The sequence below is a fragment of the Novosphingobium sp. ERN07 genome, assembly GCF_012641335.1.
Classification (GTDB): Bacteria; Pseudomonadota; Alphaproteobacteria; order Sphingomonadales; family Sphingomonadaceae; genus Novosphingobium.
On record NZ_JABAID010000005.1, the window covers coordinates 55,375 to 67,188 of the forward strand.

Sequence of the window (11,814 nt, forward strand, 5' to 3'; positions counted from 1 at the left end):
TCCTTGCTTCTTGCAGCCAGCAGTCTGAGCCTGCCCACGCTGGCGCAGGCCGCGCCAACCAGCCGGGAAACCGACCTGGAAGCACGCCTGCTACGGCTTGAAGCGGAAATGGCCGCGATGAAGGCCGATCTGCAACAGGCACGGGCCAAGCGCACTGCCGCCAGCACGGCTGACACCGCGCAGGCCATCGAAGTCGCCCGCGCAGCCGAAGCAAAGGCCGATGCCGCCACGGCCAAACTCGCAGCGATCGAGGCAAAGCCCCAGCCCGATGGTTTCAAGGTCGGCGGCACGACCTACAAGATGGGCGGCTTCGTCAAGGTCGTCGGCAGCGTCACCCGCTTCGGCAATGGCGAAGTGGCGGGCGGTTCGCTGGGCAAGGAATTCTTCCTGCCGCAGCAAATCCCGGTCGGCGGCGCAGCCAGCACCGATGTGATCGGCCACGCCCGGCAGACGCGCCTATTCTTCTCCACCAGCACGCCGGTTGCTGGCAAGGAACTGAAAGGCCATGTCGAGTTCGACTTCGCGCTTGCCGCCGCACCGCTTGGCGCACAGCGCGCTACCAATGCCTATACCCCCACCTTCCGGCGCGGCTTCATCAGCTATGGCAACCTGCTGATCGGGCAGGAATGGACCACCTTCCAGAACGCCGCGCACCTGCCGGAAACCACCGATTTCGTCGGCCCGATGGACGGGTCTATCTTCGTGCGCCAGATGATGGTGCAATATCGCCAGCCCCTGGGCGGCGGCCTGGACCTCTATCTCGCCGCCGAAAACCCGCAGACTGAAACGCTCACCTCCACCTCCGCCGCGATGGTCGACAACGATCAGGACCGGATGCCCGACCTGATCGCCAAGTTGGCGTTCAAGGACAAGACGAAGGAGCTGCACGTCGCAGGCCTCGTGCGCAGCGTATCGGTCCATAGCGGCGGTGCGGGCGACAGTGCGCTGGGCTTTGGCGGCACGGTGGGCGGCAAGATCCTGTTCGGGCCAAACCTGCGCCACGATTTCCGCTTCGTCGCCTCCGCCGGTCGCGGCATCGGTCGCTACCTCACGGTGGGCTATGCGCCCGATGCCATCTATGACCGCGCGGTGGCCGATCGACTCAATCTGGTGGACAACATCGCAGGCTGGGCCTCGGTCAAGCTGGGCTGGACGGACAAGCTGCGCTCCACTTTCATGGCAGGCTATCAGCACGCCGATTATCCCGATACGCTGCCCACGCCCGGTCTGGCGAATGTCGAAGCGTGGAGCGTTGCCGGAAACCTGTTCTGGTCTCCGGTCCGCAATCTCGATTTCGGGATAGAGTACCGCCATGCCGTGCGCGAAGTTGCAAGCGGACTGGTCGGCAAGATGGATCGCGTCGAAATGGCGGCGAAATATACGTTCTAAGAACAAGGGAGAGGACCGATGGCAACTCTGGATGATGCCGTGCCCAAACACCACAAGGCAACGCACAACGAAAAGCTGATCATCACCGCATCGTCACTTGGTACGGTGTTCGAGTGGTACGATTTCTACCTCTATGGCCTGCTCACCGCGATTATCGCGGCGCAGTTCCTCACCGGGCTGAACCCCACCACGTCGTTCATCATGGCGCTGCTGGTCTTTGCGGCAGGCTTCATCGTGCGCCCGTTCGGTGCGCTGGTGTTTGGGGCCATCGGTGATATCGTCGGGCGGCGTTACTCGTTCATCGTCACCCTGCTGGTGATGGGCCTGTCCACGTTCCTCGTCGGCTGCCTGCCCACCTATGAAAGCGTTGGCGTGGCCGCGCCGATCATGCTGGTGGTGCTGCGGATGTTCCAGGGCCTTGCCCTTGGCGGCGAATATGGCGGCGCGGCAACCTACGTTGCCGAACACGCACCCAACGACAAGCGCGGACTTTACACGAGCTGGATCCAGATCACCGCCACGGCGGGCCTTGCGATGGCACTGCTGATCGTGATCCTCGTGCGCTCGCCCGTTACCGGCGTTGGCGAAGAAGCGTTCAAGCAGTGGGGCTGGCGCATTCCCTATCTGCTTTCGGGTGTGTTCCTGTGCATCGGCCTGTGGCTGCGCCTGAAGCTGCATGAATCGCCCGTCTTCCAGAAGATGAAAGACGAAGGCACGTCGTCCAAGCGCCCGCTGGCCGAAGCCTTTGGCGAATGGAAGAACCTCAAGATCGTGCTGATAGCCTTCTTCGGCGCCATCGCGGGTCAGGCCGTCGTCTGGTACACCGGCCAGCTCTACGCGATGTATTTTCTTGAAAAGATGCTCAAGGTCGATGGCCTTACCGCCAACACCTTGATCATCATCGCGCTTGGCCTTGCCACGCCGTTCTTCCTGTTCTTCGGCTGGCTGTCCGACAAGGTCGGCCGCAAGAAGATCATCCTTACCGGCTGCGCCCTTGCCGCGCTGACCCTGTTCCCCGCGTTCAAGACGCTGACCGTTGCCGCCAACCCCGCCCTCGCCAGCGCACAGGCCAACGCGCCGGTCAAGGTGCTGGCAAACCCCGCCGAATGTTCCTCGCAGTTCGATCCGGTGGGCGGCAACAAGTTCGATACGACATCGTGCGATATCGTGAAGAACGCGCTCGCCAAGGCAGCGGTGAACTATGAAAACATCGAAGCGCCCGCAGGCACCATCGCTTCGATCCAGATCGGCGGCACCACCATCACCGCACCCGATCCGGCCAAGGTTTCGGGTGACGAAAAGAAAGCCGCCATCGCCGCTTTCGCCAAGGAAGTGACTGGTGATCTTGAAAAGGTCGGCTATCCGGCAAAGGCCGATCCCGATCAGATCAACAAGCCGCTGGTCGTGGCGATCCTGTTCTACCTCGTGCTGCTGGTGACGATGGTTTATGGTCCCATCGCGGCCATGCTGGTCGAACTGTTCCCCAGCCGCATCCGCTATTCCTCGATGAGCCTGCCCTACCACATCGGCAATGGCTGGCTCGGTGGGCTGCTTCCCGCCATCGGCTTTGCGATGGTGGCAGCCAACGGGGATATCTACCACGGCTTCTGGTATCCGGTGATCGTTGCCGCCGCGACTTGCGTCTTCGGGCTGATTTTCCTGCCGGAAACCTACAAGCGCAACATCGACGACTGAATGACCGAGGAAGCGCGGCCCCGCTTTGGCGGGGCCGCCGACCCCAAATGGCCTACCAAGGTCGGGCTGGTGCGGGCGTGCCTCCCCGCCGATACCCGCATCAGCCTTTTCAAAAAACGGGTGAGGACATGAGCGAAGCCTACAACCGAGCATGGCAAGCCAGCATTGCCGATCCGCAGACCTTCTGGGGCGATGCGGCCAAGGCGATAGACTGGACGACACCGCCTTCTGCCACCTTCAACGATGCCGAAGGCTGGTTCCCCGGCGGCACGCTCAACACTTGCGCCAATTGCCTTGACCGCCATGTGGCGGCGGGTCGCAGGGATGCGGTGGCGCTGATCCATGACAGTCCGGTCACGGATACGGTCCGCCGCATCACCTATACCGAACTTCTGCACGAAACAGGCCGCACCGCCGCCATGCTCGCCGCTCTCGGCGTCGGCAAAGGTGATCGCGTGATCCTCTATATGCCGATGATCCCCGAAACGGTCTTCGCCATGCTCGCCTGCGCAAGGCTGGGCGCGATCCATTCGGTGGTATTCGGCGGCTTTGCTCCGCTGGAACTGGCAAAGCGGATCGATGATGCCACGCCCAAAGTCCTGCTCACCGCCTCGTGCGGGATCGAAGGCGCGCGCACCATCGCCTACAAACCGATGGTCGATGAAGCGCTGACGCTGGCCCACCATCAGGTCGAACGTGTTGTCGTGTTCCAGCGTGACCGACTGCACGCCGACCTTGCAGGTTCGCGCGATATCGATTGGGACCATCTGCGCGCCGCAACCGCAGCCGATCCGGCCCCTGCCCCTGTGCCGGTCGCCTCGGCAGATCCGCTCTATATCCTCTACACATCGGGCACCACCGGTACGCCCAAAGGCGTTGTGCGCGAAAACGGCGGCCACGCCGTCGCGCTCGCATGGTCGATGCGCAACATCTACGGCATTGATGCAGGTGATGTGTTCTGGGCGGCTTCAGACGTGGGCTGGGTCGTTGGTCACAGCTACATCGTCTATGCCCCCCTGCTGGTGGGCGCGACGACGGTCTTGTTCGAAGGCAAACCCGTCGGCACCCCCGACCCCGGCACTTTTTGGCGGGTGATTGCGCGCCACGGCGTGAAGACGTTCTTCACCGCCCCCACCGCAATCCGCGCCATCCGCAAGGAAGACCCGGACGCCACGTTCCTGACGGAAATCGGCACTGGCCAGTGTCAGGCCGTCTTCCTTGCAGGGGAACGCGCCGACCCCGACACTATCGGCTGGCTGGAGGACAAGTCCGGCCTGCCCGTGATCGATCACTGGTGGCAGACCGAACTGGGCTGGCCCGCCATCGCATCATGCTTTGCACTGGGCGATCTGCGCCGCAAGCGCGGCAGCGCGGGCTTCCCGGTGCCGGGCTATGCCTTTGCCATTCTCGACGAAGGTGGCCAGCCCGTCCCTGCCGGGCACAGTGGCGCAGTGGCGATCAAGGCCCCGCTCGCCCCCGGCGCATTCCGCACGCTGTGGAACAACCATGCAGGCTATGCGAAGAACTTCGCCACGTTTGATGGTTATTACGAAACCGGCGACGCAGGCTTTATCGATGATGAAGGCTTCGTCCACATCATGGGCCGCACCGACGATATCATCAACGTGGCGGGCCACCGCCTTTCGACCGGGCAGATAGAACAGATCGTCGCCAGCGTGGATGGCGTGGCCGAATGCGCGGTGATCGGCGGGGACGATGCTGTCAAGGGCATGGTGCCCATCGCATTCGTCGTAGCCCGCGCGGGCTTCGATGCCGACGATACGCTGGAGCGCCGCGTCATCGCCGCCGTGCGCGCGGAACTGGGGGCCGTCGCCGCGCTCAAGACCGCCTATATCGCCGCCGGCCTGCCTAAGACGCGCTCTGGTAAAATCCTCCGCAACCTCCTGCGCAAGATCGTCAACGGCGAAGAATGGACCACACCGCCGACGATCGACGATCCCGCCGTGCCCGCCGCGCTACAGACTCTGGTTCATCGGCACGAGGTGGCTTGAACGTCTAACGCCGAAAGCGCTTCACCAAGGCATCGGCCGCCGCGCAAACGTCGGCCCATGCCTGTTCGAAGTCGTGCTCGTCGCCATAATAGGGATCGATCACGGCAGTCCCTTTGCGGCCCGGCACCATATCCATCAGCAGGCGTAGATCGGCGATATGGTGGGAAGGTTCGATCCGGTGCAGGTCTTTGAGATTCTGCGGATCGAGCGCGTAAACATGACCGAACCGGTGAAAATCCTCTGCCGTTACCTGCCGCGCGCGGTAGCTGGAAATGTCGATGCCATGCGCCAGCGCCAAAGCCTGAGCACGCGGATCGGGTGGGCGGCCCACATGCCAGTCTCCGGTGCCTGCGGAATCGATGGTGATGGCAACCCCGGCCTCAACCGCCCGCGCACGCAACGCCGCTTCGGCCAGCGGTGAGCGGCAGATGTTTCCAAGGCAGACAAACAGAACCGACGGTTGACTCACGGGATCACGATACCTCTTTGGCTGGGTCGCCCCATGCTTATGAGTAACGGATCCTCTCCCTGCACCGCAGTGAACATGTTACGTGACGAAATGTCCAGCCATTTCAAGCTGACAAGCACCTGCCCGATGGCACCGCCCAGCGTCTCGCCGGGGCCGAGCAGCACCACGCGATCAGGCGCAAACTCGCGCATCGCCACGGTCATAGCCGCCGTGAAATCATAGGGCTGCAATATCTGGTGCCCGAAGGTGTACTCCCACAGTTCGTCCGCCCGGCTCTCGAACCGCCGCCACACCTTCCCCCGCCCGTCGATCAGCGGGATCTGTGGCTGGCCGAACCATTCGCGCGGGAACTGCGCACGGGCCGCATCGCTGCTGGCCTGCATCAGCGGCGTATGAAACGGTCCGTGCCCCGCCAACCGCATCGGCGGGCGTGAAAGCGGCGGCAAGTCGTTCGCCAGCGCATCCAGCGCCGCCTCAGCCCCCGCTACCACCAGCATCCCGCCCAGCCGGATCGAAGGCAGAACGCCATGCCGCGCCATCGCCGCCTCGACCGTTGCAACGAGGGCCGGATCGACCGTCCAGTCCTCCCCCGCCAGCACCAGTACCGCCTGTCCACCCGCCGCGTGCTTCTGTGAGTTAAGACCCATCCCATCGACAATCGCAAAGCCATGCTCGCCCGATACCGCCCCGGCGCAGGCCAACGCGGTGTACCAGCCCATCGAATTGCCGGTCACTGCCACCACCTCGAAGCGCTCGCGATCCAGCTTCAGGAAATCGAGCCAGGCACAGGCATGGATCAACGGCGCGGCATTGTCGCCCCGCAGATGCGCGGGCGTGAACTTCGCCGCCCCATCCAGTGCGGTCAGCGCCGCCTTGCCCGCCGAAGCACGCATTGCATCGAACCGCCCCAGCCAATCGGCCCCGCCATTATGCCGCGACAGATAGCCAAGCTCCGGCGGATTATAGGTGCCCCTACCGGGACAGACGACAACAACCGTCTCCTTCACTGCACCCCCTCCTCTTCAGAGGAGGGGGCCGGGGGGTGGTGCCCCCCCACCATATCCAGCACCTTAGCCACAATCCCATCCCTGCTCGGCAAGGTATGCGTCGCCGCACGCGCAAGCGGAATGAAACTGTCAGTCGCGGCCACGCGCGCAATCGCCTTGCCCGGCGCCCGTTCCGCCAGCAGCGCCATCAGCGCCTCGTTCTGTCCGCCCGTCACACGGCATTCGTCCACCACCAGCACGCGTGGGCACGGCGCAACCGCCGCCAGGACCGCATCGTCATTCACCGGTCCCAGCCAACGCAAGTCGATCACCCGCACGTTGACGCCCTGTTCCGCCAAGAGCTTCTGCGCCTGAAGCGACAGGTAGAACCCGTTGCCATAGGTCACCACGGCAAGGTCGGTCCCCTCACCCGCAACCCCAATCTCGCCAAAGGCAATCGCTCCTTCCCCCGGCGGCTGATAAACGCTGGCCCACAGCCCATCGCCCGCCTCATGCAGATCGCGCGTCATATACAGCGCAATCGGCTCCACAAAGACGACCACACGGCTCTCCTCGTGCGCCAGCCGTACGCATTCGCGCAGCATCGCCACCGCATCGCGCCCGTTCGAAGGCACCGCCAGCACCACGCCCGGAATATCGCGAAACACAGCCAGCGAATTGTCGTTATGGAAGTGCCCGCCAAACCCCTTCTGATAAGGCAACCCCGCAATCCGCACGACCATCGGGTTGGTGAACTGCCCGTCCGAAAAGAACGAAAGCGTCGCCGCCTCGCCCCGGATCTGGTCCTCGGCATTGTGGACATAGGCAAGGAACTGGATCTCCGGCAACGGCAACAACCCATTGTGCGCAGCGCCAATCGCCAGCCCCAGGATCGCCTGTTCATCCAACAAGGTATTGATAACCCGCGCCGATCCAAACCGCGTATGCAGCTTCTGCGTGGCGGCATAGACCCCGCCTTTCGGCCCCACATCCTCGCCACAGACAATCGCGTTCGGATATTGCAGCAGCAGGTCCGCCAAAGCCCAGCTTATCAGCTTCGCCATGTGCTGCGGCTTGGCCATCGCATCGGCATCATCAGCAAACAGCGCCGCCCGCGCCTGCACTGAGGCCAGCGGACACGCAACGCCTTCGCGCCCCTGCGGCACGATGCTGGCCATCACCGCCGCCGCATCGGGCAGCTTGGGCCGCTTGATCGCCAGTTCCACCTGCCGCTCCAGCGTCGCCTCGATCTCGTCATACACTCCGCGAACCTCGGCGGCGGTCATCACGCCTTCCTCGATCAGCAGCGCCGCGCTCGCCAGCAGCGGATCGCGCTCTTCCTCGGCGCGAACCTCATCCTTTGAACGATAGGCAAGCTGCACGTCATTGCCGGCATGGCCATAGAGCCGCACTGTCTTCATATGCAGGAAAACCGGCTTACGTTGCCGCCTTACGATCTCTTCGGTGCGCTTTACTGCCGCGTAGGTGTCGATCAGATCGCACCCGTCGCAGGCAATATAGGTCAGCCCCGCGCGGCTCGAAAAGTTCGCCTCGATCCACCCCGGCGGTGTGCGGGTGGATATACCGATCCCATTGTCCTCGCACAGGAAAATGATGGGCATCGGCGTGCCCTGAAACGCCGCCCAGCACGCCGTGTTGATCGCCCCCAGCGCCGTCGAATGGTTGGCGCTGGCATCGCCAAAGCTGCACAGCACCACGCCATCGCGCGCCAGCACCGTGCCTTCAAACCCCATCTTGCGCGCAATGCCGATGGAAAAAGCTGCGCCGACCGCCTTGGGCAGATGGCTGGCGATGGTCGACGTCTGCGGCGGAATGAACAGCCGTTTCGATCCCAGCACCTTGTGCCGCCCGCCCGAAATCGGGTCTTCGGCGCTCGCCGCAAAGCTCAACAGCATGTCCCACGCCGGATTTTCGCCCGGCACACGGTGCGCGCGATGAATCTGGAACGCGGCATCGCGATAATGCAGAAACGCCATGTCATCCACGCGCAGCGCTTCGGCCAGCACCGCGTTGCCCTCGTGCCCCGACGAGCCGATGGTGTAAAACCCTTCACCCCGCGCCTGCAGCTTGCGGCTCATCCGGTCCAACTGCCGCGAAAGCGCCTGCGAGCGGAACAGCGCCGCCGCCCGGTCCGGCGCAAGCCCCACGTCCTGCAGCCCCAGATTTGATCGCCGCCGCAACGTGCCGTTGTCCAACGCATTCAGGAACTGCCGGTGGACCTGCTCAGCGGCATCAAGCGACATCTTCAATGGTTTCCTTCGTAACGAATCCCATCGATAACCTTGCGATCAGCGCAAGTCCACGACCTCCACCGCCGGAAGCTGGACCGCCCCCGGTTGCTCCGCCCAGTGCCGGGTGTTCAGCACCCCCCCATCGGCGCGCAGTTCAGCCACCAGGGCGGTATCCACTTCGGCAAAGACCCATTGCGCCGCGCCTTCAACACCCATCGCCAGCACGCCATCTTCGGGCATCCCGCGATCCGGCGGGCCATAGACCGCCGCCGCCCCCCGATTGACGTCCACAGCAGGCGACCACTCCGCCTCCCCCACCGTGGGCGAATGCACTGCATAGCACTGCCCCTCCAGCGCCCGTGCCTGCGCGCCTAACCTTACGCGCCAGTAACCATGCAGCGAATCCGTGCACGAAGGCACCAGCAACAGATCCGCCCCGGCCTCCACACAAGCCCGCGCTAGCAGCGGAAACTCGCTGTCGTAACAAATGCTTACAGCGATTTTCCCAAGTGCAGTGTCAAACAGACGCAAGGCCGATCCCGCGGCGATATGCCACAGCTCGCGCTCGAACCGGGTCATCACCAGTTTGTCCTGCACGCCCACTTTGCCATTGGGTGCAAAGAGCCGCGCGGCGTTGCGAAAGCGCCCATCGGCGTCCTTGCGCGGGGCTGAGGCGGCCAGAATATGCAGGCCCGTCCGCGCGGCCAGTTCAGCGTGCAACGCATCCACACGCGGCAGCAGCGCCGAAACCGTCTCGATGGACCCTGCCAGATCGCCCATCGTTGCCGGATCAAGGCTGGCCAGTTCCATTGCGCCATATTCGGGAAACACCGCCAGCGACGCCCCAGCCTGCGCTGCGTCTTCAACCCAGCGCGTCAGCTTGGCCGCATAGGCATCCCAGCTATCCAGCCGATCAATCGGATATTGCGCGGCGGCTACGGTGAAACTCACCACTGCTTCAACCAATACTGCATCACGTTCACCCGTTCAGCCTCGGCCCCATGCTCTTTCCACGCCAGTTCCGTGGTCAGGCCCGGCACCAGCCCATATCCCCGCTTCGCCCAGAACGCATCGAGCGGCATATAGCCCGCAGGCCGCGCCGGATGATTCCCGGCCCGCACCACCGCTGCAAAACAGGCCGCATTTGCGCCGCACTGCATCGCCTGCCGCTCCCGATGGTCGAAAAAAGCATGGCCAATCCCTGCCCCACGATATTCGGGCAGCAGCACGCTTTCCCCAAAATAGAACAGCCGCGCCACATCGATCCCCCGCTCTTCGAACGGCCTGCGGAACTCCGCCTTCTGGTGCATCATTGGGGCCGCCGTAGCGGCCCCCACGATCCGCTCGCCGTCAAACGCCGCCACCAGCACTGCATCGAGCGCAGCCGCATATTCGGCCAGATAGTCTGCCTCATAAGCCGCATCCCCATCGTAGAGATAGGGAAAGTCGGCAAACACGGCGATCCGCAACCGCCCCAGATCGTCCAGCACCGCCGCAATCTCAGGTCCGGTCAGCGGCCTGACCGAAATCGCCATCAGCCGACCACCTGTTTCATCCAATCTGCCAGATTGTAATACATCGTCAGCCGCGTGATCTTCCCGCCATCGATGGCAAGGAACGCGCCCGCCGGCAGCACGTACGTCTGCCCGCTCGCTTCCGGTAAACCCTCGTCCGTCGCCAGATATTCGCCGTGGACCACGAACTCCGCCGAAGCACGGGTGCCATCCTCGCTCGCCATCAGCACGATATCGGCCAGCCGTTCCTTGTAGCAGCGCTCCATATGCCCCAAAAATTCAGCGAACTTGGCCTTGCCCGTCACGCGCTCGCCCTGATTCACATCATGCGCCACATCATCGCTCAGGCAATCGAGCATCCCGGCCCAATTGCCCGCGTTAAACGCCGCGTAATAACGGGTAAGCAGGGCAATCGCATCAGTTCGGGCAGCAGGGCTGGTCATCGGCATTTACTCCTTTTGACCCGATCTAACGCCAAGCGTCGCGCCGTTCCAGCGCCCTGCCGTGCAAGGCTTCATTGCAGCCCCGCGTGCAATTGCACTTTTGCGCTCGTTCGCTTATGGGCCGGAAGAACGCCCCGGCGCTTGCGATGGATTCGCCTCCAACGCGATGCCGGGGTTTTGTATTCTGGCCGGGCCGCTGCCCGGCGCCGTGCAGGAAGACCGATCATGTCCCGTCGCCGCCAGATCTACGAAGGCAAGGCCAAGATCCTTTACGAAGGCCCCGAACCGGGCACGATCATCCAGTATTTCAAGGATGATGCCACCGCGTTCAACGCGCAAAAGCGCGGCACGATCAACGGCAAGGGCGTGATCAACAACCGCATCAGCGAATATGTGTTCACGCGCCTCGCCCATATCGGCATCCCCACCCACTTCATCCGCCGCCTGAACATGCGCGAACAGCTCGTGCGGCAGGCAGAGATCATCCCGATCGAAGTGGTCGTGCGAAATATCGCCGCAGGCTCCATCTCCAAGCGCCTTGGCATCGAAGAGGGTGAGCCGCTGCCGCACACCCTGATCGAATACTATTACAAGGACGATGCGCTGGGCGATCCGATGATCGCCGAAGAGCACATCGCCTGCTTCGGCTGGGCATCGAACGAGGAAATGCAGGACATCTCCTCGATGGCCATCCGCGTGAACGATTTCCTCTGCGGCATGTTCGCGGCGATCAACATCAGCCTCGTCGATTTCAAGCTCGAATTCGGCCGCATCTGGGACGGCGACTACAGCCGCGTGATCCTAGCCGACGAAATCAGCCCCGACGGCTGCCGCCTGTGGGACATGACCACCGGCGAAAAGCTCGACAAGGACCGCTTCCGCCGCGACTTGGGCGGCGAGGAAGAAGCCTACCAGGAAGTCGCCCGCCGCCTCGGCCTGCTGGAAAACGACGGCGGACCGAGCGAGGTGTTCGACTTGGGCGCACATCGCAAGCTGCGCGGAAAGAAGTAAGCTTTAACGCACGCTGCAACAAAACCCCCCTCCGGCAGCGGAG

At 63.4% G+C, this 11,814-nt stretch carries 11 protein-coding genes; 5 read left to right on the plus strand and 6 right to left on the minus strand.

Annotation, left to right across the window (positions count from 1 at the left end; translation table 11 throughout):
• Positions 1-3 precede the first annotated feature (3 nt).
• The 4 genes from HGI47_RS09000 to HGI47_RS09010 are packed head-to-tail and all read left to right on the plus strand — an operon-like array spanning position 4 to position 5,096.
• The gene (locus tag HGI47_RS09000) at positions 4-1,389 is read left to right on the plus strand and encodes a DcaP family trimeric outer membrane transporter (protein ID WP_240950102.1); all 1,386 of its coding nucleotides are present in this window, start codon (positions 4-6) and stop codon (positions 1,387-1,389) included.
• An 18-nt stretch (positions 1,390-1,407) separates the two neighbouring features.
• A complete protein-coding gene (locus HGI47_RS09005; RefSeq protein ID WP_168852414.1) occupies positions 1,408-3,084 on the plus strand; it encodes an MFS transporter in 1,677 nt (558 codons plus the stop codon).
• Positions 3,085-3,216 (plus strand): hypothetical protein, encoded by a 132-nt coding sequence (locus HGI47_RS22915; RefSeq protein WP_255460731.1) that lies wholly within the window; start codon positions 3,085-3,087, stop codon positions 3,214-3,216. It abuts the gene before it with no gap.
• The gene (locus HGI47_RS09010; protein WP_168852415.1) at positions 3,213-5,096 is read left to right on the plus strand and encodes an AMP-binding protein; all 1,884 of its coding nucleotides are present in this window, start codon (positions 3,213-3,215) and stop codon (positions 5,094-5,096) included. Before HGI47_RS22915 ends, HGI47_RS09010 begins: the two co-directional genes overlap by 4 nt.
• Positions 5,097-5,100: 4 nt before the next feature.
• On the opposite strand, the gene HGI47_RS09015 is transcribed toward HGI47_RS09010, so the two are convergent.
• Genes HGI47_RS09015 through HGI47_RS09040 form a run of 6 tightly spaced genes read right to left on the minus strand, consistent with a single transcriptional unit; the run spans position 5,101 to position 10,760 of the window.
• Positions 5,101-5,565, minus strand: a complete 465-nt coding sequence (locus HGI47_RS09015; protein WP_168852416.1) for a low molecular weight protein-tyrosine-phosphatase — start codon at positions 5,563-5,565, stop codon at positions 5,101-5,103.
• The gene (locus tag HGI47_RS09020) at positions 5,562-6,572 is read right to left on the minus strand and encodes an ACP S-malonyltransferase (RefSeq protein WP_168852417.1); all 1,011 of its coding nucleotides are present in this window, start codon (positions 6,570-6,572) and stop codon (positions 5,562-5,564) included. Before HGI47_RS09020 ends, HGI47_RS09015 begins: the two co-directional genes overlap by 4 nt.
• Positions 6,569-8,815 carry an alpha-ketoacid dehydrogenase subunit alpha/beta gene (locus HGI47_RS09025; RefSeq protein WP_168852418.1) on the minus strand — a complete coding sequence of 749 codons (2,247 nt, stop codon included), beginning with the start codon at positions 8,813-8,815 and terminating at the stop codon, positions 6,569-6,571. The genes HGI47_RS09020 and HGI47_RS09025 overlap by 4 nt, the downstream gene beginning before the upstream one ends.
• Positions 8,816-8,860: 45 nt before the next feature.
• Positions 8,861-9,754, minus strand: a complete 894-nt coding sequence (locus HGI47_RS09030; RefSeq protein ID WP_168852419.1) for a carbon-nitrogen hydrolase family protein — start codon at positions 9,752-9,754, stop codon at positions 8,861-8,863.
• Positions 9,751-10,338 (minus strand): GNAT family N-acetyltransferase, encoded by a 588-nt coding sequence (locus HGI47_RS09035; RefSeq protein ID WP_206066090.1) that lies wholly within the window; start codon positions 10,336-10,338, stop codon positions 9,751-9,753. Before HGI47_RS09035 ends, HGI47_RS09030 begins: the two co-directional genes overlap by 4 nt.
• The gene (locus tag HGI47_RS09040) at positions 10,338-10,760 is read right to left on the minus strand and encodes a ketosteroid isomerase-related protein (protein ID WP_168852420.1); all 423 of its coding nucleotides are present in this window, start codon (positions 10,758-10,760) and stop codon (positions 10,338-10,340) included. Before HGI47_RS09040 ends, HGI47_RS09035 begins: the two co-directional genes overlap by 1 nt.
• Before the next feature lie 225 nt (positions 10,761-10,985).
• Between HGI47_RS09040 and purC the strand changes: the two genes are divergently transcribed.
• Positions 10,986-11,771: a phosphoribosylaminoimidazolesuccinocarboxamide synthase gene (gene purC, locus HGI47_RS09045; RefSeq protein ID WP_039332937.1), complete on the plus strand. Its 786-nt coding sequence runs from the start codon at positions 10,986-10,988 to the stop codon at positions 11,769-11,771.
• Positions 11,772-11,814: the final 43 nt, after the last annotated feature.

Coding starts and splice junctions, on each gene's coding strand:
- HGI47_RS09005 (WP_168852414.1), top strand. CDS start 1,408: ATGGCAACTCTGGATGATGCCGTGCCCAAACACCACAAGGCAACGCAC.
- HGI47_RS22915 (WP_255460731.1), top strand. CDS start 3,085: ATGACCGAGGAAGCGCGGCCCCGCTTTGGCGGGGCCGCCGACCCCAAA.
- HGI47_RS09010 (WP_168852415.1), top strand. CDS start 3,213: ATGAGCGAAGCCTACAACCGAGCATGGCAAGCCAGCATTGCCGATCCG.
- HGI47_RS09025 (WP_168852418.1), bottom strand. CDS start 8,815: ATGTCGCTTGATGCCGCTGAGCAGGTCCACCGGCAGTTCCTGAATGCG.
- HGI47_RS09035 (WP_206066090.1), bottom strand. CDS start 10,338: ATGGCGATTTCGGTCAGGCCGCTGACCGGACCTGAGATTGCGGCGGTG.
- HGI47_RS09040 (WP_168852420.1), bottom strand. CDS start 10,760: ATGACCAGCCCTGCTGCCCGAACTGATGCGATTGCCCTGCTTACCCGT.
- purC (WP_039332937.1), top strand. CDS start 10,986: ATGTCCCGTCGCCGCCAGATCTACGAAGGCAAGGCCAAGATCCTTTAC.